This window comes from Streptomyces sp. NBC_00443 (assembly GCF_036014175.1).
In the GTDB taxonomy this organism is placed as follows: Bacteria; Actinomycetota; Actinomycetes; order Streptomycetales; family Streptomycetaceae; genus Streptomyces.
Window position 1 is genome coordinate 18293 of sequence record NZ_CP107917.1, and the last position, 24889, is coordinate 43181.

The 24889-nt window shown below is 67.2% G+C and carries 14 protein-coding genes and 1 pseudogene; 3 read left to right on the forward strand and 12 right to left on the reverse strand.

Annotation, left to right across the window (positions count from 1 at the left end; translation table 11 throughout):
• Positions 1–511: 511 nt before the first annotated feature.
• The 6 genes from OHO27_RS00085 to OHO27_RS00110 form a co-directional block, all read right to left on the reverse strand.
• Positions 512–1360, reverse strand: coding sequence for a DUF6414 family protein (locus OHO27_RS00085; protein WP_328419107.1), 849 nt, complete (start codon positions 1358–1360; stop codon positions 512–514).
• A gap of 146 nt (positions 1361–1506) precedes the next feature.
• Positions 1507–1893 (reverse strand): hypothetical protein, encoded by a 387-nt coding sequence (locus OHO27_RS00090; protein ID WP_328419109.1) that lies wholly within the window; start codon positions 1891–1893, stop codon positions 1507–1509.
• A gap of 55 nt (positions 1894–1948) precedes the next feature.
• The gene (locus tag OHO27_RS00095; RefSeq protein ID WP_328419111.1) at positions 1949–2785 is read right to left on the reverse strand and encodes a hypothetical protein; all 837 of its coding nucleotides are present in this window, start codon (positions 2783–2785) and stop codon (positions 1949–1951) included.
• Positions 2786–2904: 119 nt separating this feature from the next.
• Positions 2905–3084, reverse strand: coding sequence for a hypothetical protein (locus OHO27_RS00100; RefSeq protein ID WP_328419113.1), 180 nt, complete (start codon positions 3082–3084; stop codon positions 2905–2907).
• 297 nt (positions 3085–3381) lie between these two features.
• Positions 3382–3723 (reverse strand): PIN domain-containing protein, encoded by a 342-nt coding sequence (locus tag OHO27_RS00105; RefSeq protein ID WP_328430298.1) that lies wholly within the window; start codon positions 3721–3723, stop codon positions 3382–3384.
• 869 nt (positions 3724–4592) lie between these two features.
• Positions 4593–7451, reverse strand: a complete 2859-nt coding sequence (locus OHO27_RS00110) for a Z1 domain-containing protein (protein WP_328419115.1) — start codon at positions 7449–7451, stop codon at positions 4593–4595.
• Between the two features lie 333 nt (positions 7452–7784).
• Here OHO27_RS00110 and OHO27_RS00115 point away from each other — a divergent pair, with 333 nt between their 5' ends.
• The gene (locus tag OHO27_RS00115) at positions 7785–7940 is read left to right on the forward strand and encodes a hypothetical protein (protein ID WP_328419117.1); all 156 of its coding nucleotides are present in this window, start codon (positions 7785–7787) and stop codon (positions 7938–7940) included.
• Positions 7941–8211: 271 nt separating this feature from the next.
• Positions 8212–8349 carry a hypothetical protein gene (locus tag OHO27_RS00120; RefSeq protein WP_328419119.1) on the forward strand — a complete coding sequence of 46 codons (138 nt, stop codon included), beginning with the start codon at positions 8212–8214 and terminating at the stop codon, positions 8347–8349.
• A 140-nt stretch (positions 8350–8489) separates the two neighbouring features.
• Here the strand turns inward: OHO27_RS00120 and tpg are convergent, their stop codons facing one another.
• Together tpg and tap are read right to left on the reverse strand one after the other, a co-directional pair.
• On the reverse strand, positions 8490–9047 hold the full coding sequence (tpg, locus tag OHO27_RS00125) for a telomere-protecting terminal protein Tpg (RefSeq protein ID WP_328419121.1): 558 nt from the start codon (positions 9045–9047) through the stop codon (positions 8490–8492).
• A gap of 7 nt (positions 9048–9054) precedes the next feature.
• Positions 9055–11289, reverse strand: coding sequence for a telomere-associated protein Tap (tap, locus tag OHO27_RS00130; protein ID WP_328419123.1), 2235 nt, complete (start codon positions 11287–11289; stop codon positions 9055–9057).
• 334 nt (positions 11290–11623) lie between these two features.
• Between tap and OHO27_RS00135 the strand changes: the two genes are divergently transcribed.
• A complete protein-coding gene (locus OHO27_RS00135; protein WP_328419125.1) occupies positions 11624–11788 on the forward strand; it encodes a hypothetical protein in 165 nt (54 codons plus the stop codon).
• 97 nt (positions 11789–11885) lie between these two features.
• On the opposite strand, the pseudogene OHO27_RS00140 reads toward OHO27_RS00135, so the two are convergent.
• From OHO27_RS00140 to OHO27_RS00155, 4 genes and pseudogenes are all read right to left on the reverse strand, one after another.
• Positions 11886–13068: pseudogene (locus OHO27_RS00140) on the reverse strand (IS3 family transposase).
• 1025 nt (positions 13069–14093) lie between these two features.
• Positions 14094–14579, reverse strand: coding sequence for an SMI1/KNR4 family protein (locus tag OHO27_RS00145; RefSeq protein WP_328419127.1), 486 nt, complete (start codon positions 14577–14579; stop codon positions 14094–14096).
• A 19-nt stretch (positions 14580–14598) separates the two neighbouring features.
• Positions 14599–21018, reverse strand: a complete 6420-nt coding sequence (locus OHO27_RS00150; protein ID WP_443059493.1) for an RHS repeat-associated core domain-containing protein — start codon at positions 21016–21018, stop codon at positions 14599–14601.
• A gap of 105 nt (positions 21019–21123) precedes the next feature.
• Positions 21124–24732: a LamG domain-containing protein gene (locus OHO27_RS00155; RefSeq protein WP_328419131.1), complete on the reverse strand. Its 3609-nt coding sequence runs from the start codon at positions 24730–24732 to the stop codon at positions 21124–21126.
• Positions 24733–24889: the final 157 nt, after the last annotated feature.

Below are 24889 nucleotides of genomic sequence, written 5' to 3' on the forward strand. Positions count from 1 at the left end.
GCCGGATGACCGTGATGTCAGGGCATGCGTGGCGAGCTGGCGCAGGAGTGTCTTGAACCGCGTCGAGGACACCAACAACACCGACCACGGTGCATCCGCACAGACACTGAGGGATCAGAAGTGACGTTCCCATGAGCGCAGGGCGGGAGGTACCGACCCATGACAGCCGCGCCCGCCACAGATACCGCCCCTGTCAGGGACCCCACCCGACAAGACCCCTCCCCGCCATCTCCAACAACCATCACTGACATGCCGTCACTGACACCAAACCGGCACGTCGCACCGCAGCAGGCCAACTCCTGGACGGAACGGAACTGTCGGAGGAACAGCAGCAGCGCCTGAAGGCGCTGGGCGTGACACCGCTGAACGGCCCGCATGTCGGCAGCCAGCTGGTGTTCGCCCTCTGCTGGCCCCACCGACCACGGCTTGACTCGCCCCACGGCCGGGGCTCGGACGCCCACGCGACCCACCACACTACGGACGGCGCATCGAATCCCCGGGCTCGGAGAGGTCAGTACACGGCGATGGCATCGATGACGATGGCGGGACCTGAAATGTATGCGTGGACGTCATCATCGGGGACGTCGAGGCCCAGTCGCTGCAGCTGCCGGGTGACTTCCTCAAGGTCGTCCTGGATCTGCGCCATCATGATGCGGCGCGTCAAGAATTCCCAGCCGTGGAGCAGCCATTCGTCCGTGACGCGGTAGTCGTCCTCCGGAATCAGTCGAGACACACTGCCCAGGACGCGCATGTCTCCTTCGAGGCGGTCAGCCGATGCTTCGTCGATGAAGAAGTCCGGGCGCACGTTGACGTACACCTTGTGCGGGAGCGCGCTCCCGGAGAGTTCCAGCAGCACGGGAAGGGGAAGCAGCTCGTTCTGCAGGTAGACCCGTTTGATCTCCTCTGCGACATCCTCGTCTTCTATGTCCAGGTTGGCGAGCTCGTTGAGTGCGTTGATGTCACGGGCCAGCATGAGGCGGCGGAAGAGGAAGAACACCTTGCTCATTACACTCGCCGCAGTGATCCGCGCGGTGCCCTCAACCTCGATGAGGACGTCCTTAGAGAGCGCCGAGTCGCCGTTCGGGTTGACTTGCACAGCCTTCTGACGAATCAGGCCGTCGATCACCCTGGACACGGTCGCCTTTTCCCGTGGCGCCAGGCTGTACGTCGACTGGAACTGGAAGTCGCTGCCTGCGGACCCGTTCAATGCGATCGCGCCAAAGCCCGCCTTGCCGCCGCCGGACCGCTTGCTCACCGTCGTCTCGACAATGTCCTGCGCCACGGGGACGTCGATGTTGTGGTACTCCGCCTGGGACAGCAACGTCTCCAGGTCCAGGAAGCTAGGGGACCTCAGTGTCATTCGATAAGTGTCACATCCACCACTGACAGCAGGGGCTGCAGCTGTCCGCGATCGGAATGCGATGGGCGTAGCGCCCAGGTGCGGGAGTGGGCTGGGCAGGACTCATGCTCAGCCCACTCCCGCCGATGCTGGGATTCCAGCCTTGCTCACAGTCCTGGTTCCTTCGGGTAGACGGGGACACTGTGGCCCTGGGCGCGCAACCAATCTCGAGTCACAGCGGCTCGCTGCCGGAGGGTTAGGTACGTGTCGGCGTCTTCGCCTCCGCCGGTGCGCATGACCAGCGTGTAGCCGTCCTCCATCGCCTGCAGAAACGCTTCGGACACCTCGCCCACAGTGTCTTCGTCCAGTTGCTGCTCGTTGAGCCACCGGGTCAGCCGCTCACTGGACTGTTGCCACTCTCTCTGGCGCTGGTCGGCATCCGGCGTGCCGACCGCCAACTCGGCGTTGCGCTTGGCCGCCGTCAACCGGTCACCGAGGTAGCTTGTGATCGCAAACTGGGCAAGTTTGGCGCGGCGCTGTTCGTCCGGTGTCATGGCACCATCCTGCTGCCTTCACGGGCGCCCCGCGAAGGCAGCGCCCGCTGGCGTGCTACGGCAGGTCTTCCAGCCGGGCGAGCAGGCCTGCGGCGGCAGTGACGGCCGCGACAGCGTCGGCTCGGGTCCAGTTGAAGTTCTCGGTGGTGCCCGCGTCATCGTGCGGAGCGCCGCTGAAGAGGTTGAAGGCGCTCTGGACGAACACCGCCCAGCGCTCCTCCTGATCCCGTTCCGTCGGCTTCTTCTTCGACGCCTCCGTGTTGACCTTGTTGGTGTCGCAGGCCTCGCGTACGGGATCGAGGGCCGCTCGGGCGAGGGCGACAGCGTGCTCGTACCGTCCGTCTCGGATCGCGGTCTTCGCCTCACGGATCCGTCGTGCCCCGGTGGCTCGGGCCTCCACAGTGGTGATCGGGATGAGGACGTCGACGAAAGCGCCGGCATCGAGCTGGGTGAGGGCGTTGCTCCACGTCGCGTGCGGAATACGGATGATTTCCTGGTCCTGAGCGACGGGCCAGTGCTTCGGTTCGGCGAGAGCGGTCAGGGCAATGTGGGCGCGCAGGACTAGGTCGGCACCTGCGCGCAGCTTCTCCAGGCCGCGCAGCTGCCGGTCCGTCACGGCCGTCTCCAGCACGAGCTCCGTCTTGAACGACTTCAGCGCGACGGGCCCCTTCGGGACGTGCAGGGCGCCGATGTAGCTCGCGGGGTTGGGCATCTCGTGCACCCAGAGGTCGCCTGAGGCGAGGAAGGGCGCGTCCACGGTGTAGTTGCCGCGGGCCGTCACCTCGAAGGTCAGAGCGAGGCGGTGTACGTCCCAGCCCGGGGTGAAGGTCACGGTCTGCTGCGCCTGGACGCCGACGCTGTAGTCGTTCATGCCGAATTGGAAGTCAGCCATCGTTCCTCGCCTCATCGTGCGCTTTGCCTGATGTTCGCAGGTCAACCACCGCAACGGCAGCGGTTTTCAGGTGCGCTGCCCCGTGACTGCGCGGACGATGTCGTCGTCCCTGTCGTCGATCAGCGGGCCGTGGTCGCGGTCGGTGCCGAGCGTGTGCGCGCCCAGGCGTGGAAGAGGATGTCGTCCATGTCGCTCATCGCGCCAGCGACCGCTTCCAGGATCTCGTTGCGCTCGCGGTACCAGTCGCCGGGAAGGTCCGTGAACGTCCCGTACGCGGCGGCCAGATCCTGCCACGGCACCGGCTTGCTCAGCGGGCCGGGTCGTCAGGGCGCGGGCCGTGCAACGAGCGGCCCCCGGGTGCGAACTGCCCGAGCTCCGTGAGGAGGGAGATCGCGTCATCGATCTCCCTCGGCCTCCACCCCTCTCCCTGAAGCGCGGGGAGCAGCCGTCCGCGATCGAGATCCGGACCTTCGCTCCCCCTCGTTGCTGTCAGGGCTCCAACCGCACGGGGTGGAGGAGCTGGTCGACGCCGACGGCAGGCTGCCAGAGATCCAACCCGGAGTGCTGATGGACGGCGACGACAGCGGAGCGTCCGTTCATGGTGCCTCGACGAACGGCAGTCCGACGGCGGCGAGCTTCGTCTGGAGGTTGATGTCGCCGCTGGCCACGTAGACAGAAGAGCCGGGATGCCGGGACTGCAGCAGCAACGTGGAGGCCACCAGTCGGTCATCAGGCACGTCCAGGTCCAGCCAGTTCGGCAACCCGTCGCCTTTGGGTTCGATGTGCTCGAAGACGGCGTGTACGTCGCCGGCGACTCGGACGCCGAGTCGCACGTCGCCGTTGGTTCGCAGTCCCTTCAGGCGGCGGTCGGCCTTCTTCGCCGCCTCCCGGATATCGGGGTTTCGTCCGGCGCGCTTGTGGTCGTCCAGTTCCCGCAGGACAGCGGGGCATCAGGTGGACCATGTACCGCTTCCCCAGCAGCGGCGTGTAGATCGCCACGTCGGGGTCGTCCAGCAGGACGTTCGTGTCGACCACCAAGCGCACCGCCCATGGGTCAGAGGGCAACAGCTCACCGAGCTGCCGGAGTGTGGTCACTGCGTCGCGTACATGGTCGGTGGCCTTGTCGACGGTGGCCGGCACTGTTCTGTCACGCGGGCGCTCAAGCCAGCGCCGCAGCAGATCCAAGTTCTCCTCAAGACGCTTGGTTACCTCGGGAGTCGGATGCGGGAAAAGCAGGCGGAACAGTGGCTCCCAGTCCCGTACGCGCCCCAGCAGTTGCATTCGTCGCGCCTCGAGTTCGGGGCTGCTGGGCACCCACCCCCATTTCGGAGCGCCAAGGTGCATCACGTAGTCGCGTCCCCGGTTGGGGTCGGTATTTCGGATCTGCGAGTCCGCGAGGATCTGCACGAAGTCCGCTTCCATCATGTCCAGGTCCGTCCGGAGACGATCCAGGTAGGTCGGTGGGGCTGCTTGTGTGGCCATCTGCTGATGATGTCGCACGCCACTGACATCGCACCGGTCGGACATCCCAGAGCGAAGTAGTCGGCCGTCAAGCCAGCACGTATTCGCCCATTGTCTGCCTGGTCAGCCGCGTGCACGAGCGCCAACGGCCGGCCGGTCGAAGCAACACGAGGAGCATTACGAGGGACGGCAAGACGCACCACTACTGGCTGATCGGGCCCGTGCTGGATCAGTCGCGCCAAGGTCGTAGTCGCACCATCCCCCGCTGGGCCCGGCTGCGCCATGCTGGCATCCTGCGGACAGCCCAGGGACCGAGGGGACATCCCCAGCTTCAACGCCGTCCGCATCAAGGGCCGTGCACGGACCGGAAGCGAAGCAACGGGCCCTCCTCCTTCTCCGGGGTGTAGATGCCGACCCCCATGACGATCTGCGACGGGTCCGCCTCACCCTCCTCGACGGAGCCGTCCGGCCCTTCGTGAATGGGGTACAGGAGCACCGCCCCCAGGAGCGGCAGCGCCCCGTCGGCCTGGCTCACCGCGGCCTCGACCGCGGACTCGTGCGATGGGTTCGTGATCCTGCCGAAGCCGTGCCGCCGGTTGGGCCGACGCGCTCGGCGGAAGAGGGGCAGCGATTCAAAGCCGAGAACCGATGCCGTGGGTCCGTCACCAGCAGGTTGCGGCACAACCAGCAGCCACTGGCCCCCGGGCTCCCGTCCCAAATGCTCCAGGTAGCGAAGGTGCGGGCGCAGCTGGGGCCCGGTGCCTTCCAGCTCGGAGAAGACATGCATCAGGCGGGCGTGCGAGATCAGACCGGTGCGGGCGCGGAGGGAGGTGGATCGGCCGCTGAGCACGCGGGGCTCCGCCAGAACGTCCAGCAGTGGCCGCCACTGCTGGACGTTGCGGGCTTTCGCCGCCGCGTCCATGGGGTGGATGAGCGGCTCGATCCACCGGCCGGGCGAGCGGATCTCGACCAATTCGGCGTTGAAGAGGGCGTTCCGTCGCTGCTCCGGGTCCACCGCGCCCAGGTGCTGCGCGAGCAGCGCGGGCACTTCGGCGGGCGTGAGTTGTGGCCTACCGTCGACTTCGATGGCGTAGCGCGCCAGATCCTCCTGGAACGAGAGCTGGTCGCGGAAGATCGCTGCGAAGGCGTCGAAGAGGCCTCCACCGGCATCGTCCGGGACCCGCGCGAAGTAGAGCCGCATCAGGTCCCGGTAGCCGATACGGAAGCCGGCCCAGCGCCCCATTCCAGCCAGAGCCACCGCGCTATCGGTGCGGGGCCCCTGGTATGTGACGGTCAGACCCTCGACGGTGCCACCGTGGGAGAGCCGTGAGCCGCAGACGAGGATCTTCCAGATGTGCCGCCGCGCGAAGTCCAGTTCGTATCCACCGTGTTCGTCGTGTGTGGATCCGCTGTCGATCACGACGGCGTTGCCGTCGGAGTCGATCCGCGACCACGCGGCAACGACGTAAGGTGCGACCTCGTCGAAGGACTCGGGAACGGGCAGGCCGTCGGCCCGTTCGCAGGAAACAGGCTCGACGTCCCTTTCGTACAGCTCGCGGAGCCGTACCAGACCGTCGGCCCGGTCGTAGGAACCCTCGTACCAGAGGCGGCGCAATCGCGCTGCTTGTTCCCGCTTCCGAATGATGCGATCCGACGAGTGAACGATCATGGTGTGGTGGCGATAGTCGTTTGGTGTTGTCCCCCCGCCTCGCGCAGCCCGGTACAGCTTCACCGCGCCGGTCAGCACGAACATGTCCATCGCCTGTCGTTCGCCCTGGTCATCGTCCTTGTCACGGAGCACGAGGTTGCGGACGTGCGCCTTCTCCGGGGAGTTGGCGAAGGTTCGCCGCTCCTCGGGGACGTCCGAGTCGATGTCGTGGAAGTCCTCCACACCCACGTAGCCGGCGGGGCGCGGCAGGGACACGATGAAGTCCCTCGGGAACAGGTCCTCCGAGGCGGCCGGGTCCATGAGGGTGCCGACGAAGGGTGACGTGGCGTAGGCGACGTACTGCGCCCTGGGCAAGAGGCCCAGCAGTTCCGCCATGGCGGCCTGGACGGACGTGAGGCCCGCCTTCCCCGTTCCGGTCGCCTTCCTGTGGGTGTTCACGGCGGCCGGCTCCCACTCCGTGCCGTCGTCGATGATCAGCGTGGGGATCTCCACCAGAGGCGGGCGGATGCTTTGCAGGTCCTTGACCAGCTTGGACAGGACGGGCTTGTTCTTCTTCACGACCATGAGCCGTACGGATGTGGCGTGCAGGTTCTCGGGATTGTTCAGCGGCAGCTGCGGCATCCGCTTCTCAAATTCGAGCGCGCCGAGGCTCTGACGCAGGCCGGCGTAGTCGTTGTCGCGCGTCGTCAGACGGACGATGTCGAATCCGCCCTCCGAGGAGGGACGTCGGCCGTGCCGCAGGAACCCGTCCCCCTTGAACCAGTCGGGATCGTCCACGTATTCGGAGTCCTCGGACTCGCCCACGCCGCGAAGGATGTTCTCCCGCCCCACCAGATCACGGTCGAGGGTCCGCTGCATCTGGTATCGCAGCGCGTTGCTCGGTCCCGTCAGCACGATGACGAGGCGGTAGCCCGCGTCGACGGCCTTGGCCACGGTGCCGGTGATGTGGGTGCTCACGCCGGACTGCACGGGCGTGATCACCAAGCCCTTAGCCTGGTAGGCCTCCGCCGCGCTCGGGTTAGCCAGCTTCTCCACCACCTGGGCCGTCGCCTCGTCCAGGTCAGCCACCCTGGAGGACTGCCACCCCCGCCGCAACTGGAGGTCGACGTACGCGGGCCAGTACAGCCCCCGGTCGCGTGCCTCCGGGTCGTACCACCGGGCGAACGGCGACCGGATCACCACGGGCCCGCGGCCGTCCCGAAGTCCGGCCTCGGCGAGCAACTTTCCGATACGCCGCGCCAGCTGATCGCGCTCCTGCCCGACCCGGGCCAGCTCCTGCTCGCGCTGATGCAACCGGTGGCGAAGGGAGTCCAGCTCGGCCGCGGTGCCGTCCGTGTCCGCGGCGGCCCGACTATCCTCCAGCTCGCGCACGCGCTCCTCCAGCTCGCGCCTGCTGCGCTCGAGGAGCCGGATGCGGCTTGCCGGATCCATGCGGCTCTCTTCGTCCATGCGGAACAGTGCCCACACCCGAGCGGTCTCCTCCTCGGGCAGCGGCGACCGAGGGGGCTGGCCCGCGTCGTGGAGGAGATTCTTCACGAAGTCCTCCTGCGCGGGCCGCTCGCCACTCAGCGCGCGGCTTACGGAGCTGGCGGCGCGAGCTTCCTTGTTCGCGTACGTCCGCAGGGGCATCTCAAGCCTCTGGAACAACTCGCGCAGAGCAAGGGCGAGTTCCCGGCGCTCCGGGCCCGCATCCGGATGGAGCGGGCCGAGAGCGTTGGCCCCACTTCGACGTCTACTGGTCGTCACTGCCCCAGTGTCGGCCACCACTTGGACCTGTATGACTGTTGCGCACGAATTGGCAACGCGTTGCGGACCATTGGCAACCGTTGCGCGCTGCGCACCACCATTGGTACACCTCAAGCTCGCAGCATGACCCAGACGGCTCCCGAAGCCCCTCAGCGCAAGACCTCCCGCCTCCGCCGCATCGCCACGGTCGTGATCCTCGGCTTCATCGGCGGAATCGCCACAAGCCTGGGCCGCTCCGCAGGAGCGGAGCTCCCGGACTGGCTCCAGCTGCTGCTCTAACCGAGGGGCAACGAGGTGACGGCTGATCGTGGCCAACTGCACGTCAAAGTGGCCAAGTAGGAGTCAAAGTCGCACAGGTGCGCATCGGGTTCGCATCGACCGCCGGGTCTGGTGCGCATCGAATGCGCCGTTAACCGCGCCTCGGTGCGCACCCAGTGCGCAGGCGCGGTGGTGGGCGCGCGCCTGGTGCACACGGTGGGCGGCCACGACCGAGCGGCATCCGCACTGCCGCCGTGAGCCGGACGCTCAGGAGCTGGAGTTCACGCAGGGCGTGCACCGGTTCAAGCTCGACTGCGGCTGGCACCCGGCCGACCTCTGGACGAAGGACGTCACCGCAGCCGAGAAGGCCGCGCTCGTGCGCGCGTTCGTCGGCGCGGCCCTCGCCGGGCAGGAGCCCCTGCCACCCTGAACGCCGGGTCCGAGGCGCAGTGACCTGCAGGCCTTGACGTCGTTGCACACATCATTGTGTCCATGAACATCCGCACCCGCGGATACGCGAGCGAGCCCGGATCAACTGGTCCGGGTTCGCAGCCTGGTCGAGGTCGGCCCCTACAAGTCGAACTCCAGGTGCTCGATGTCGGTGAAACGCACTTCCTGCAGGCTTCCGGCGCGACGGCCGTTGTCCTGGAAGTACACCTCCTTGAGCGCTTCGGCGGCGATCTCCTTGAGCTGCTGCTCGGTCGCGCCGGCCTCCTGGGCGTCAAAGAAGCGGGCGGCGTAGTGGGGCGGCAGCGCGACGGTCAGGTGCCGGATACGGTCCTGGTCCGTCGACCCGATCGGCGCGGTGTAGCCCATGCGGGCGCGGGTGTCGATGACGATGCCGCCGGTGGTCGCCGCCTTCTGCCGGGCCTGGGCCCGGATCTGCGGCTGCCACCGTTTCTTCACCTCCTGCTCGAGGCGCGCGGCGAGGTCCTTGCGGGGGTGTTTGGCCTTTCCCGCCACGTACCGTTCCACCTGCCGCTGGGAGATACCGAGCAGTTCGGCGACGGCCTTCGTGCCCTTGAGCTGCTTGACCAGGTACCGCATCTGCGGGCCCGCGTTCTTGGGAGCCGGGCGGGTGAACGCCTTCTGCACCGCGGCGTCCAGGCCGTCGCCGAACACGCTCATCGTCTACCTACTCCCCGTTGTCCTTGTTGGTGATCTCGCCCGACTTGATGTAGCGGGCGAGGTTGAGCTCGGGCGCCTGGTACTGCTCGCGGACGCCCTCGCCCCACAGCACGGTCTGGGTGCCCTCGTGCTTGACCATGCCGGGTGAGACGCCGACCCTCCAGCCGCCCGGGAGCGGCTTGCCGTCGCGGTAGGGCAGGAAGTCCAGCGGTCCCGTGCCGTCGACCGCGTACACGACGCAGTCCGAGAGGATCGCGACTGGGTATTGCCCGGTGAACGCCGCGTGCCTGAGGATCTTGCGGTGCATGTTGATCCGGGTGCGCGCGATGACTGCGGCCCGGATGTCTGGCCGCCAGGTCGCACGGGACATCGCTCGCCACGGCTGGCCGGGCGTCCAGCCCTCGCCGCGCGGCCGTTCCGCAAGTTTGCCGATGGTGCCCTTCGCGGTCATCTTGATGGCGTCCACGACGAGCGCCAGTTCGGGGTCGGCCTGCCGGTAGCTGCCCCGCACGGCGAGGAAGTCCTGCGGCGCCAGGTCGGCGCTCACGCCGAGGTCGGTCATCGTGTCGATGTAGGCGTCGCGCAGCCGGTTGTACCAGGCGTCCAGATAGCGGCCGGTGTCGTAGCGCACCCACGCCTCGACGGGCGCGACCTCGTAGCCGAGCTCCACCGCGTACGCGACGGTCGGGGTCGCATACCAGGCCGGCCCCTCGGGACGCTCACCGCTCGAGGTGAACGGGCTGGGCAGCAGCGAGCCGTCCAGCTCCGCCCACTCCTTGCCGAGCTTCACCCGCGACAGGTCGACGTGGGACAGGTCCACCAGCCACGCGCCGGGCAGTTTCGGATCGAACACCGGCACCTTGACGTGCGTGGGCGCGCCGAGGCCGACGACCAGACCGTTCGCCCCGGCCGCGAACGCGAGGTTGACGTCGATGCCGACCAGGTGGCGACGCAGGCATTCGTCGTCGGTGAGCGGGCGAGCCCAGTCCAGAGCCTCTTCGAAGAGCTTCTCCGCCGGAGTACGGCGGTGGAAGCGGGGAAGGTCGGCGAGCATCGGGTGCCCATCGGGGGCCTCGCACGGCGCCGGGTCGATCGGGTCCTTGCCCAAGGAGCCGGGGTTGCGCTCGGAGCGCCGCTTGCCGCTGTCGTCGGCCTCCGAGGCGCGGGTCGGCGGGTGCAGGGCGGTCAGCAGTTCCAGACCGGTCACTGCGGTCGACCCGCGTGGCGTCATCACCCGGGACGCGTACACCCCCAGGATCCGGGCGAGTTCCGCCGGCGGAAGCTGCCCGGCGTGGCCCCAGCTGCGGGTATCGAGCGCGTTCCAGGACGGGATGCACAGCTGGACACAGGCCCGCTCCGAACCCTGCGCGGGGCGGTAGATCCGCGCCCACGGCCCGAACCCGCGCTTGGTCAGCTTCCAGTCGGCGCGGGCCAGCTGTTTGATGACCTTGTGACCCTCCGGCAACCGCCCGGCGTCCCGCTCCTCCTCCGAGAGGACGGCCGGCAGGCCGTAGCGCTCCAGCGCGGCCGCGGTGAGCACGATCAGCGGGTCGCCGTCCTTGCCCGGGCCGGACAGCTTCGACTGCCCGAGCTTCGCCTCCCGCAGCGTCCAGTCGACCAGGGACGGTAGGGACTTGGCAGGCACGTCCAGGACCTGGCCACCGACGCAGTACGCGAGGACCTGGCCGTCGTCGTCGACATCGACGACAGCGAGCGGACCGTTGGCGAAACGAGGGTCGGAACCGGCCGGGGTGTTCGCCGGGGTTGCCCTCCTGACGGCCGGGCCGCGCGACGTCGACGACGGCCCGGCGGTCGGGGCCGGACGCGCGGCGGCCGGAGCGAGCTCGGGGGCGAGGCTGGGCTGGGTGTTCCATTCAGTCGTCGTGACCGCAGCCTCGGAGACCGGACCTGTGGACGTGGACCGCACTTCTGGAGCCGGGGCGAGAGTGTTGGCGACGTCCGGGACGGGAGTGTCCTCGGAGGGCGCCGCGAAGTTGGGGTCGGCGGGGTAAAGCTCCGCGAGCTTGCTGAGCAGGCGCGCGTACGCGTCGCGCTCCGGCGGCCGCGGCTCCGTCTTGCCGGACTCCCAGCCGCTGACGGTCGCCCGCCTGACCTCCAGGGCGGCCGCGACCTCATCCAGGGTCAGGCCGTGGGCAGTGCGCAGCCGTTTGCGCTCTGTCGGCGGTGGCAGCGGGGACCGGGACGCGACCAGTGCGTCGACCCGCTCGAACAACTCGGACATGGAACACCTCCTGTTCCTCAACTCTAGCTTTGAACCGTACATATCACGTACGAAACGCGTACAGATCGCGGACATCTGCTATGTGATGCCTGGCCGGAGGCCGCTACCAGGTCGGATTCGCCCTCGCCGGCCGCAAGATCACCGTCCGCCTCGACGGACACCTCATGCACGCCATCGCCGACAACGCCCTGATGGGAACGCGGCCCTGCCCCGTTCCAGCCGACCGCCTGGGACAGATCGGCGGGGCAGGGAGGGCGACGTCCCCGCTGCCGTCTCCGCCCCTGTCGGCCGGTGCCATCAGGCCCAGCGCAAGGTGCATGCCAGCGGCCGCTTCATGATCAACGGCCAGTTCATCAAGCTCGGCCGGGGCCATGCCGGAAAGATCGTCACAGTCGTCATCGAGGACACCCCCTACCGGATCCTGCACGGAGAAGACGAACTCACTGTCCGCCCCAGCAAGAACCCCCGACCGAAGTCCTGGGACCTCACACCGACATAAGTTCACAGCCCCTCGCTCAACAGTCGGGCGGCAGCCGACCTGGCGGGTCCTCTGTTCGCAAGTAGGGGACTGCTGCATGATCGGGTGACAGCGGGGTTTATGCAGCCAGAGCTGCGGGTGGGGTCATGATGGTCTCGTACTCGACGGGGGTCAATCGGCCCAGGCGTCGCTGCCGCCGGCGCCGGTGATAGGTCCGCTCGATCCAGGAGACGATCGCGATCCGCAACTCTTGGCGGGTGGGCCAGACGCGGCGGTCGAGGATGTTCTTCTGCAGCAGTGCGAAGAAGCTCTCCATCGCGGCGTTGTCGCCGGCGGCCCCGACCCGGCCCATCGAGCCGACCAGGCCGTGCCGGGTGAGGACGGCGGCGACCTTGCGGGAGCGGAATTGCGATCCGCGGTCGGAGTGCACGACGCATCCCACAGCGGGGCTGCGGCGGGCGACGGCGGACTCCAGCGCTCTCACCGCGAGGCGGGACTTCATCCGGGCGTCGATGGAATAGCCCACGATGCGACCGGAGTACACGTCCTTGACGGCGCACAGATACAGCTTGCCCTCGCCGGTTGCGTGCTCGGTGATGTCCGTGAGCCACAGCCGGTTCGGCCCGTCCGCGGTGAAGTCCCGCCGCACCAGGTCGTCGTGGACCGGTGGCCCGGCCTTGGCGTTCTTCCCGCGGCCGCTTCGCTTGCCGAAGGCACTCCACCAGCTGTTGTCCCGGCAGATTCGCCAGGCGGTCCGCTCGGCCATCACCTCACCGGCCGCGCGGGCCTCATCGAGAAGGAAGCGGTGCCCGAACTCGGGATCGTCGCGGTGCGCGTCGAACAGGGCGTTGGCGCCCGGTACGCCCCGGCCATCTCAGCATCAGTGACCGGCCTGGTCAGCCACCGGTAGTAGGGCTGACGGGCCAGCCCGAGCACCCGGCACGTCACCGCCACCGGCACCCGGCAAGGGGCAGCGGCGGCGGCCAGCTCGCGGACGAGCGGGTACATCATTTTGCCGGCAGGTTCGCCTGCGACAGATACGCCGCAGCCCTCCTGAGCACGTCGTTCTCCTGCTCCAGCAGCCGGATCCGTTTGCGGGCCTCGCGCAGCTCGGCCGACTCACCCGACGCCGTTGCGGGCCTGGCCCCTTCGTCGGTGTCGGCGCGGCGCAGCCACTTCGACAGCGTGATCGGGTGGGCCCCGAAGTCGGCGGCGATCTGTTCCAGTGTGACGCCGGGCTCGCGGTTGCGCGCGACCCGCACGACGTCCTCGCGGAACTCCTTCGGATACGGCTTGGGCACTGCAACATCCTTCCAGGCCGCTTCTCAGCAAGCCAGGTCAGGTGTCACCCAACCCTGCAGCAGTCCCCGGTGTGCACTCATTGGCACGCTCCCTCGATACCGCGGCACGGTCCCGCCATAGCAGCCTGACCCTGTGGTGACCCCGGAGCCTTACTGCTCCGGGGTCACCAGCATGTTCGCGGCGGCCAGCGGGACCAGCGCCCACAGGACGGCCACCGTAATGATTCAGAACGTTGGTCGTGGCACCTGCAGTGTCAGTGGCCGCCGTTAGGGCCAGGGCTGTGATCAGGGAGTACTACCCGCGGGCAGTGCAGCATCTGGAGGCCGCGCAGCAGGCCAGGACATCAATGGCGCAGCCGTGGATGCGCTGTTGGAGGATGGGCTCGTCAAGGAAGGTGTGTGCACGGATCCGGACGAGTCGAGGGTCCTCAATGCTTGGCCGCCGGGGCGGCAGGCGGCGGACCTGACCGACTAGTTCCGCAGGTGCGTCCAGGAGTTGTGGGCGTGTCTGGACGCACTGGTAGCGGACTCGGTTGAGGCAAGGCATTCAGCGTTCAGCATCAGCTGCCTCAGCCGGAGCGCCCCCGGTTCTTTCCGGTCGCCGATTCTTCGGAGGGGTTCGGAGCACTGCCGGCGGAGTCATGTATGGGCGGCGCCCTGCGCTCACACGTGGCCATGGTGGAGGACTGCCGGCCCTTCCAGGACAGCGACCATCGACCGGATCCGCCGGGGCTGGACTATCTCGTGGAGTGGGACGCCGCGATCGTCCGGCCGGTGCGCCGGCCGGACGGGCGCTGGAAAGCCGCGGCCGTGCTTTCTATGGCTAGGTCAGTTGGCTGAGCAGATCCTGCCCGGAGCAGGAACGACGCGAGCGTGACCGCTGCTTGCCGCGCCTGCGCGATGGGCGATTGCGGCCGCGAGCTGACCGGTTGGCAGCGGCGATCCACGCGCCGCGATCGTCCTTGCGTCCCCGGCGGTGACCGGGTCTCAACAGGGCTTGGAGGAGCCCCGGTGCGATTTTGTACTCACGCCGATTTCACGTAGTCGTAGAAGAAATCACTGAATGAGTCCGCCACCCGGACGGGGGCGGGGGAATCCTCGGTGAGGCACCACACCGTGCCCTCTTGGCGAGTGTCGACGTAGAAGTAGATGTAACCCTGATGAGAGGCGACAAAAATCGCGCCCGCAAGGTCGCAGGAGATGCCGACCTCATTGCACAGGGAAACAGCACTCTCTCGTATACCGAGGATGGCAGGGTAAAAGACGACCTGCGAGGCGAGCGTGTTCCCGGAACCGGCGCCCATACAGCGCAGGAAGTCGGCATACTCCGGGTCCAATCGGACACCCTGGTCTGTCGCGATCTCCTCAAGGGCGCTTTCGGGGAGGCCTCGAGACGCCCGGTCGTCGATGAGTCCCTCGTCGACGAGTCGGGAGTAGGCCGCCCAGAAGGGCCCCTCCGGAGAGGCCAGATGCCGCTGATCGGCCCGGGGTTGCCGGCGGAAGAACTTCATCGGCTGCCTCCTCGGCTGCTCACGAGATGCCAATGCGCAGCCATATGTTCGGGTATCGCTCGTTGAACTGTGTGAACACATCCTGGCATGACCCGCAGGCCTCAAAGTTCGTGTGGACGGTCAGGATGCCCTTCGCGTTCCGGTTGTCACCTAGCTGTTTCGCCACTTCTTCGAGGATCTTGTACTCGGAGTCGGTGTTCCGGGGGATGCCGCCGGGATTCAGAGAACGTGTCGTGAAGACCGGGTTCTCCGGTGCGTCGACGAATCCTTTTCGCGGGGCCTTACCGCTCACGGATTTGAAGGTCTGGGGTGCCTCACCGTGCAGTTGGAGCACTCCCCCGGAAAACGCTCTGCCCGCCTTGATAGCTTCAAACTCGCGCAGATGCCGCATGATCTGTTGGGCGACGGCGTCGTGGACGTTGCCGGCTTTCTGCGCTGCGCTGGCGAACTTTCCCGCTCGGATGAGCGCCTTGATGGCCCGTACGGCTCCCTTGGCGATGGCGCCGATGCCGGCCCCTGCAAGCATGGCGCAGGCGAAGTTGCTACCGTCCGAGCAGTCCTTGACGTCTGGCACAGGCGTCATGGCGTAGGCGAAGGACAGAAGCAGGTCCGGTTTTGTGGGTACCCAACCCGGCATGATGACCGGCGGAGCCTGGGGTGCGGGACTCGGCGTGGCCATTGCCCCGTTGCCTGTGCTCGCCGTGCCGGAGGTGTCAAGCACCCACTCGTTTTCTCTCTCGGGGTGGTACACCGAGTCGCTGTCGGGAACGCCGTTGGTACAGCCGGTGATGACCCCGCTCATGCACTCTGGAGTTCCAAGCCCCGACGGGTCGGCCAGTGTGGCGGGATTGTTCTCGCTGTAGCCGTAGCCGTTGAGCGACTGATGCTTCTCAAGTTCGAGCAGCGGGTCGACGCTGATGAAGCGGCCGATCGAGTGATCGTATTGGCGGGCACCGACCTGGGTGAGTCCGGTGGCCTCATCTGAGGTCTTGCCGAGGAACGCCTTGTCGTCCATCCACGCCCCGGTACCTCCGTCGCGGGTCTCACCGAAGGGTGCGAAACGTCTCTTGGTGATGGCCTGGTCAGTGGCGGCGAGGGCAAGTGTGGATGTGCCGTGGGCGTCACTGGCGAGGAAGAACAGGGTCTCCGAGCCGGACTCGTTGGTGCGCACCGCGATGGTGGTGCCGTTCGCCGTGTAGTAGCGCAGGCCCCAGAAGTCGCCGGTCGCCGCGTTGTAGTGAACCTCCGTGGCACCCAGGTACAGGACGGTCTCGCCAACCGTGTTGCGGCGAAGCAGCAGGTTGCCGTCGGCGTCGTACATGTACTTAGTCGTGCCGGCGTCCGCATTCGTACCGGACTCGGCGAGCGTGTCCAGCTTGCCTTCGCTGTTCCATGTCAGGGTCTGGGTGGATGCGCCGTCGGGGCGGGTGGTGGTTGCACCGATGTCGTTGTAGGCGTACTTCTCCTCCGCCGTCAGGCAGTTACCGCTGGTCGTTGTCGACAACAGGGTGTGGGGCCGGTCGGGTTCGTAGCAGTACGTCTGCGTCGTTGTGCGGGCCGCGGTGTGCTTGGTCTGCGTGGAGCGCAGGCCCGCGTCGGTGTAGGTGTACGACGTCCAGTACGGAGATGCCCCGTCGAGGTTGCCCGTGGTCCGGCCGGAAGCGGAGCAGTCGGCCGTCTTCGGGGTCCAGACCCCGGTGAGCCGCCGGTAACCGTCGTAGGTGAAGCACTGGTTGTCGGCCGCGCTAGTGCCGCCGAGGTTGGTCGGGTCGGAGATGGACAGGACGTTGCCAGCTTCGTCGTATCCGTACTTGAGGTCCTGGAGCATGTAGGCGTGCGTGGTGGTCGTCACGTGCGACTCGGTGAGGCGATTAGTGCCCTCCTCCCACGTGTTGGTGACGTACGCCTTCTTGGTTCCGGCTGCCGCGGATGCGCCTAGAGTGAGCTGTTCGACCTGGCCAAGCGCGGAGTAGGAGGCACCGAGCACGTAGGCGGAGGTACCGGAGAGGGTCTCGGGGAGTGCCGTGTTGGTGTAGGTGGTGGAGACGTACTCGTCGTCCAGGCCGCCCGCGGCTGGCTCGTAATTGGAGGCGATGGTGCCGTCGACGTTGTAGTCCGTCTTGCTCGTCAGTGTCGAGGTGACCGCGCCCGAGGTCACCAGCGGGTCGTCGGACGGCAGGGTGAACTTCGACTCGGTGACCTGATAGAGGCTGTCGTAGGAGACGACCGCGTCGGTGTAGGCGTCACCACTCGCCCCCCCCACGTAGCGGGTGGTCGAGTCCAACTCGCCCTTGGCCAGGTTGTCGTAGGCATACGCTGTCAGCTTGTTCGCGTCCGCCTTGGAGGTCTCGTACGTGGCGGTTGGGCGGCCGATCTTGTCGTACGTGTACAGCAGCTTCTTGCCGCGCGCGTCTGTGGTGCTCTCCCGTTGGTCGAGAGCCGTGTAGGCGGTCGTGGTCGTGCCGGTGTCCGGGTCGGTCGCTGAGTTCTGACGGCCCATCAGGTCATAGCCGTAGGACCATTGCTCGCCCTCCGGACCCGTGATCGTCTTCTTCAGGCCGTCCCGCGTGTAGGTGTACGAGGTGGAGGTGTACTCGGTGCCGGTCGGTGATGTTCCCGGGTATTCCCGGCGTTCGGTGATCCGGCCGTGGGCGTCTGTGAAGACTCTGGTCGCGGAGCCGCCCTTCACGGCGGTGGTCGCGGTCTCGTCGCCGGTGTGGGTCGTGGTGGTGGACCACTCCTCTACTCCACCGATCAGGAAGGTGGACTTCACCGCCCGCCCGGCGCCGTCGTAGGCGGTTTGGGTCTGGCTGGGCGCCTCGCCGTACTCGGCGCGCGTGTAGGTGCCGTTGGGCTTGCTGGTGGTGTCGTAGATGTCGGTGAACGTCTCGTAGGCCAGGCCGCGGGTGTCGTAGCGGGTGTCGGTGAGCAGCCGGCCGTGGGTGGCGGCCGGGGACTGAACCTGCAGCTGGCGCAGCAGCGCATCGTAGATGGTGTACGTGGTGTCGTACGAGGTGCCGTCCGCCTTCAGCGTTGATGTCGCCGTCCATGATGCGGCGTCGTTGGCAACGTTGTAGGCGAAGGTGATGTTGGCGCTCTGGCCACCGTCCTTGGAGCGGTTGGGTTTCCAGACTGCGGTGAGCCGGCCGAGCGCGTCGTAGGTGAGGTCGGTCCTCTTCAGGTTGGCGTCGTAGATCTTGACCGGCTGACCGGTGGCTGGGTCCGCGTAGGTGTGGGTCGCGTGCCCGGCAGCGTTGGTGACCTTGGTGCGGGTCAATGGTCCTGTGGCAGTCGGAGTGTAGGCGGTGGTTGTGGGGTTGCCTGCAGCGTCCGTGGTTGTCAGGACCCGGCCGAGGGTGTCGAACGTCGACTTGGCGGTGGTCTGCCAGGTGGAGGGGTGGCGTTCGCCGCCGGTGGCCGTGGCCGGGTAGGCCGAGGCGCGGCCGGTCCAGCTCGCCTCGCCCTTGGTCGGGGTCTGGGATGCCGACCAGGCGGTGGCGGAGGCGTTGTCGTAGACGGTCGCAGTGTCGGAGAGCACGTCCCCGCGCGTAGCAGTCGATGTGGGCAGGGACAGCTCGCTCTCTGCGGCCGAGCAGAGTCTGCCGACCGTACGGGTTCGGGAGACGAGGGAGTTGATGCCCATCTTGTCGTTGCGTGCGTACCAGGTGCGGGTGCATGTCTGGTCGTTGTCCACGGCGGTCTCGCCGTTGCTCTGGACGGTCGTGGCCAGGCCGTAGTCGTCGTAGGTGGTCTCGGTTGAGGCCGTCCGCCAGGAGGATGTGTCGGCGAGGTAGGTGTGTGTGGCGGTCTTTTGTGTGCGGACGAAGTAGGCCTCGGTGTCTGCGTAGCTCTTGTGCTGGGTGGCGGTCTTGGACTTCCACGGTGTGTTCACGATTACCGACACGGGAGTCGTGCCGTTATAGGTGATCTGCTCGCGAAGGAATCCGGCGTACGGGGCCGAGTCCGTGACGTCGGTCACTGTGAGGCCGTCCAGCTCGATGCCCGTTTCGGTGACCGACCGGGTGCCCGAGGAGGTCTTGTCTCCGTCCATGCCCTGCAGGTACAGCGACACCGTCTTGGACTGTGTGACCGCCGAACTGCCCGTGTACGTGGTCACCTTGCGGTAGCCGCGCCACTGTGACCAGGTGCGCTCGTCTGTGGGGGTCAGCGGGTCGTCGTTGTGGTGCCAGGCGGGGCCCGCGTAGGAGTAGGAGTTGTAGACGGTCTCGTTGTGTCCTGTCGGATCCGCTGTCTGTACTGCGGCGACCCGGTACTTGTGGAACCAGTCGATCAACGCCTCGGTTGCCCCGTTGATGTGCCAGTACATCGGATAGCAGGACAGGGAGTTGTCGTCCTCGGCCTTCGGCATGCGCGAGCCGCGCACGCATTCCGGCTCAGACAGCGTGACTGTAGTGATCGCACCGGTCTCTGAGGTGATCGTCTCGATGCGGGGGCGTTTCAGCGGCAGGATGTTGTCGGTCGCATCAACCCGGTTCTCCCGCATCTGGTACGTGAAGGTGATCGGGGCCAGCGTGATGTCGGCCCCGTTCTTGCCCGTACGTTTCAGGGACTTGAGCGCCAGCGTCTGGTCGGAGGTGTCGCCGATGTCGCCGCCGTCCAGGAACTCCTGAGTGAGCTTCCACGAGTCAACGGCCGTGTGCGTGCTGCCCGCCGCCGACCAGGCGTAGGTGTCAATGCCCATCAGGCGCTTGCGGGTGAAGAACGCCGGGGAGGGGTTCTCGTCGCAGTCTGCGTCCGCCTTGCAGATCGCGTCGAAGGGAACGTCCGGCCATTTGTCAGAGGTGGCGTCTGTCAGCTCTGAGCAGTCAGCGGCGGTGCACCGCTCGCTGTAGTCGAAAGTGACTTTGCCCGAGGCGTCCGCCGTGAACAGGGCGCCGGAGCGCTGCCCGTAGAGGATCTTCGTCAGATATCCGCCCCGCGTGTAGGTCACGGTGGCCGTTGAAGCACCGTTCTTTGCATAGGAGTTGGACTCCTTGGTGTACCAGTACGACATGGCGTTGCCGTGCGTGTCCTCGACATAGTCGAGGTTCCACCGCCAGGCCTGGTTCTTGTGCCGGTCAGAGAAGGAGGAGCCACTGCTGTATCCCGGCTCGCCGGTGTCGTCGCCGAAGACCGGGACAGTCCACACGGAGTTGGTGCGGTCGGCCGCGCCCGCTCCGTCCAACTTGTTGAGACCGAAGACGTATTGGGTACCGTCACCGGTGGTGACGGTCCAGTGCTCACCCTTGCCGTCGCCCTTGCCAGCGACGATGTCGTCCCCGTCGTCGCCGTTGTCCGCGCCGGTGGAGTGCGTGACGGTGGAGGCGTCGTCGTCCTTCAGCCGCCATTTTCCATCGGTGTCGTCCTTGACCAGTTCGGTGGCCTTGCCGTTCAGCACCAGTGACGCGTTGTCGTATTTCCAACAGCGGTCGTACTTCTCGTCGTGCCCGTCCTGGTCACAACTGCCGTAGCTGCGCTCGATGTATGACGATGTCAGGTCGAAGCCCTCGCCGACCTGTGTTGCTTGGTTGTTCGTCGACGCTGTTTTGCCGTCCACGCTGCCCGAGTCGTAAGAGAGGGACAGCTTTGGCTCCGGGCCCGCGACGGCCGGTGGTACGTCGATGTCGTACGACCACGTAAAAGCGCCCGAGGAACCGCCCGCCGACCAGGTCGACGATGACGTGAGCGGAGACGCCGTGTAGTCACCGGAGCCGGAGGCCGACTGGCCCGATGAGGCCGTCACCGCCAGGACGGTCGTCCCTGCGGCGCTGGCCTCGCGGACGAGCTGGGTGGCGGCGCCGCCGGGCTTGAGGTCGACGGTCGCCGATACTTCCTGGGATTTGATGTCGTTCGAGGAGTCAAGCGGTGTCTGCGTCCGGCACTTCGCCTTTTTCGGCGTTGTCAGCGCACACGCCGGCAGCTCCATCAGCTTCAGCCGGCCCGACCAGCCGCCGCCGTAGGCGGACGCGAACTTGCCGTAGTCCAGGGTGAGCTCAGCTCGTCCTTCGCCGGACACGCTGAGCAATACCCCAGTGACCCCAGCGGCCTTCGTCGCCTCGCGGGACAGTACCTCGACGCTGGCTGTGTCCTCGGAGCCGGCCTTCGGTGCGAGGGTGACAGGCAGACCGCCCGGCGCGACTTCCGCCCGGCCGGTCAGGTCCACCGCTGCCTCGCCCGGCTTCGGCCACGCGCCGTCCTGCTCGGCCCGGGCCCGTTTGGCCTGCGCCTGATCTTCGGCCTTCCCGTCTGCCACCCGGGCGCGGGCTTTCTTGGCGCCGAGGCCCTTGACCTCGTACACCTCGCTGACCCGTTCCTTCTGGGTGGCGAGCCGGCCCAGCGGATCCGTGTCGGCCGCCCACGCCACCGGGGTCAGCAGCGAGGCCACCAGTGTCACGGTGACAGCGACCCTGCCACCTCGCCGTCTGGATGATGCGCTCATGCCATTGCTCACGTCGTCGCCCCGCTGTATCCGTGAAAAAAGATCAAGGAAGTCATGCCGGTCGCCGGGCGACGGCGTGGAGCGCCGCCGCCCGGCAGTCACCCACTACTCACCCAGCAGTCGACTGATCTGCTCGGTGTCCGAAGCCGCCCCGGCCCACAGCCGCACTTCGCTCACCGCGCCGGGCAGCCAGTGCCCCGAGGCACTAGAGGTGTAGCCCCTGCCGACGGCGAGGTTGTCTTTTCCGAAATCGGTTGCGTAGGGCACGGTCGTGTACTGCACGTTGTCGTTGAGGTACAGGGCCGCCGTACGGTCCTGAGCGTTGTAGACGCCGGTGACCCGGACGTCGCCGCTGTCAGTGGTGGCCTCCTCGCTGACCTGCGAGGTGAAGGTGCCGTCGTCGTTGTAGCGGCCGAAGTGCCAGAAGCCCGTGGCGATGGTCTTCTCCACGATGTCCCCGTCGCTGGTCTCGACGGCGACCGTTGCCTTTCCGGTCACTTCGAAGAACAGGCCCCAGTTGGATGTCCCGTCCTTGTCGCGTTTGCCGACCACTTGGGCGACGTAGCCTGTGCCTTTGCCGGCGAGCGCCTCCAGGTCGGGGCTGACCACGGTTGTCACGGTGAAGGAGCCCGCGTCGTCCACGACGCTGTCCGAGGCGGCAGAGTCGTCCGTGCCGTCCAGCGCGATCGTTTCACCGCCGGTGGCAGCACCACCGGAGATGGTCAGTGTCCGCCCGTAGCCGGAGGCGTCTGTCAGCTGGGGGGATCCCGGCTGTGCCGTGGCAGCGTCCCAGTGCGCGGTCAGCTCGGCGTGCTGATCACCCGTCCTCGGGTCCAGGGACCGTCCCTCGCGGATGAGCTCGTTGAAGGTCAGCGCCCGCTGCCACACCCGCGCCTCGTCCACGGAGCCGGACAGGGGATAGCGGTACGCCGATTCCATCAGCCCGCGCCCGGCCTGCAGGGCTCCTGAGGAGTTCCAGGCGGTGGCAGCCGCGTTCTCGATGTACCACCGGCCGTTCACGATCAGCCGCATCGTCTTGGCGCTGGCGTTGTAGACGAAGGCGACATGTGTCCATGTGTTCGCGGCCACGGGCGCAGACATGTACGACGAGGAATAGACGGGGTCGGTGCTGTCGGAGCCTGTTGTGATCATGCCCCAGGAGCCGTTGGAGCTGTTGTAGAGAACGTAGAACGGGCTGTAGACCGATCCGCTCTGCGAGAGGACCACCTGCGGCTTACTCAGGGTGTCGAGGCGTACCCAGGCCGAGACCGTGTACGAGTCTTTGGTATTGAGCACCGGCTTGGCCGTGGCCGCGTATCCCGAACTGCCGTTCAGAAGAAGGCCGGTGTCCTCGGCGCCGGTGTCGGCGTCCGTACCCCGGCGCCCGCGTCCGTCGCGAGAAGCCCCCGCCGCCGACAGCATCAGGGCGTCCTCGTCGGCGTCCACCGTGGTCGCGGAATCCCGCGCGGCCCCGGACGGCTCGTCGAAGTGCCATTCGGCCTGCGGAGCGACGCCGTCGGAGACTTTGAAGTCGATTAGGTTCTGCGCACCCCAGCGGCCCAGACTGTCCCTGGCCCGCGCGTACAGCCGGTAGGTGCCCTCGGCGTCAGGCGTCACCGACTTGGTGACCTTGTTGCCGTTGATCGGGGAGGACCATGCCTCCTCGGTGGACAGCTTGTACTGGTAGGCCTCGTTCTCGTCGCCGCTGGCGGCGGTGAACGTGAACGTCGCTGCGATACCCGGCCCGCCTGCCGGCGAGCATGCGTTGGCGGTGCACGGCGAGTACGGAGCGGCGATCGCGATTGTCGGCTTCAGGGGCCGCGTCGGGTCGACCTGGAAGTAGCACCAGCCGGTCGTCGTCTCGTTCGACGCGCTGGAGAGATAGCTGTTACCGCTGTTGTAGTAGGACCGCGTCCAGGCCCGGTACCGGTAGAGCACGTCCTCTTTGAGCGTCGACCACTGGAGTGTGACTTTCTTCCCGTCACCGACGTAACCATCGCCAGCGGCGGGCCGCAGGTCGCCGTTGCCGGCGCTGGTGTCCGCCCAGGCGCTGCCGTTCTTCTGGTCCAGGTCGTAGTAGATCCGCAGGCTGGCGTCGGACTCGCCGCCCGCCTTGGTCTGCGCGGTCGCGGCCAACGACGGTGTCGGGTCGGAGACAATCGCCGGGTCACCGGCGTTCTTCTCGCAGACGGTGCCGTCACCCGTGACGATGCCGATCCCGGTCGGTGTGGCGGGGACTCCGACGAACTTCACCTCCAGTACGGCGTCGTTCTTGAACCGCTTCCACGAGTTGGGGTCGGACTCGTTGGCCGCCTGCAGCATCAGCGTCAGCCGGGCGAACTTGCCCGCCGCGAAACTGGACACGGTGGAGGTGAGGTTCTCGTTCGACTCAGTCGGATCGTCGTTGAACTCGATCGGCGCGTTCGGCTGCGAGGGAGAACAGGCGCTGCCCCGGCCGGCGGACACATGCCGGTCCCCCATCAGGTCCAGCGCGGTAGGACCGGGCCACTCGGTGGACGACGAAATGGGATTCGTACGCACCAGGTTCACCCAGGAGCGCTCGCACGACATCGACCACGTCTCCGTCACCCGGAACGTGGCGTCCAGGACCTTCTTGCCCTTCAGCGCATTGGGCGAGAACTCGAAGTACAGGCGCTGCTTGTAGCCCGAACCGCAGTAGTAGGCGTAGCCGCCGGTGACATAGGTACCGCAGTAGCCCATGCCCTTGCCCTCTTCATCGTCCCCGTTGCCCCACGCGTAGTCGTCGTGTCCGTCACTGCGCAGCAGCGTGCGCTCCGACTCGGACCAGGTCACGTCGGGGTCGATGTAGAGCGGGAAGGTGGCGTTGCCCATCAGGTCAGAGTCGGGGACCACAGCCACCGAATCCTCGCCGACATGGAGGGGCACCGCCGTGTGGGCGTCGCCGTGCGAGGGACCTGAAGCCGGGTCCTCGGCGGCCGTCCCGCCTGCGCCGGTGGAGACCTCAGCCGACGGGGCCGCTTTCGCCCCAGCCGCCACGGAGCCATCGCTCTCAGCCGTCTTGGCGCCGGACTCGGCGCTGTCCCCGGCCGAGTCCCACATCCGCGCTGCGGGCGACCGGAAGACCGCGGTGCCCTCACCGTCCACCGCTACCATGCCGCCCGCCTCGGTCTCCTTGGCGGTCAGGCCCTCCGTGCCGAGCGCGAAAGTGATCTTCTTCAGGTCTTCGTTCGCCGCGGCCTTGGCCGTCTTGACGATCAGGACCTCACGGAACCCCTCGACGGTCGCCGTCAGACGCAGGTCAACCCCGTCGAGCACCTCGCTGTACAGGGCGGAGGCACCGTCCAGCTGGGGCTCGGGCAGATCGCCGGGCCAGCCCAGCTCCAGAACCCGCCCCTCCCTTGCAACCTTCAACAGGTCCGCGCCGTCCCCGCCGCCAGAGAATGACAGATCGACAGCAGCAGCCTTCGGCCCCACCGTTCCATCCGAACGGACCTCCAGAGTCGGGTCCGGCGAGGTCCACTGTCCGGCAGAGTCCTTGACCCGGACCGGCACTACGGAGTCCTTCAAAGTGAAGGTGACTCCGTCCGGGTTGGCGTAGGTGGTCGAGTACTCGGTGCGCAGACCTTCGACCTCGACCTGTTCGCCAGCGTTCTCGGCCTCGCCCAGGGCGCTCCGGGTCTCTTTGGTCGTGGCGCTGCTGCCGTCACCGGCCGACGCTTCTTCCTCCGACATGGGAGCAGCCCCGGCAGCCGCGTCAGCCGACCGAGCGGCCGAGACGGGCGCCTCCCCCAGCAGAACCGGGTCCGCGGCAGACGCCGGGCTCCCCTGCAGGAGTACTCCCCCCAGCACCACGGCAGCCACTGCCGCGCGCGCAACCCGTCTCAACCCA